The 308-nt window shown below is 57.5% G+C and carries 1 protein-coding gene; it reads left to right on the top strand.

Annotation, left to right across the window (positions count from 1 at the left end):
• Window positions 1-154 precede the first annotated feature (154 nt).
• Window positions 155-308 (top strand): prephenate dehydratase domain-containing protein (locus ACEYW6_RS36790; RefSeq protein WP_412983691.1); only part of this gene is annotated, 154 nt, incomplete at its 3' end.

Below are 308 nucleotides of genomic sequence, written 5' to 3' on the forward strand. Positions count from 1 at the left end.
GCCCGCTAGAGCATGTTCCGCTTTGTTTGAAACGAACAAAGCGATGAGAACATGCTCAAGCAATTGAATCTGGAGCGATTTCATATCGATCAGATGATTCCATCTGATCGGAAAGCGCTCTAGAGCACTATCCGCCGAATTCGCGAGGACTAGCATGGCAGCGCCGCTGAAAGTCGTGTTCCAAGGAGAGCCGGGTGCGAACTCGCACCGCGCCGCTCTCGACGTTTATCCGGACTGCGAACCGGTGGCCTGCGACACCTTCGAGGACTGCTTCGCCGCGCTTGCCGCGCGCACGGCCGATCTTGGGA

Source organism: Nostoc sp. UIC 10607 (assembly GCF_047228265.1).
In the GTDB taxonomy this organism is placed as follows: domain Bacteria; phylum Cyanobacteriota; class Cyanobacteriia; order Cyanobacteriales; family Nostocaceae; genus Nostoc; species Nostoc foliaceum_A.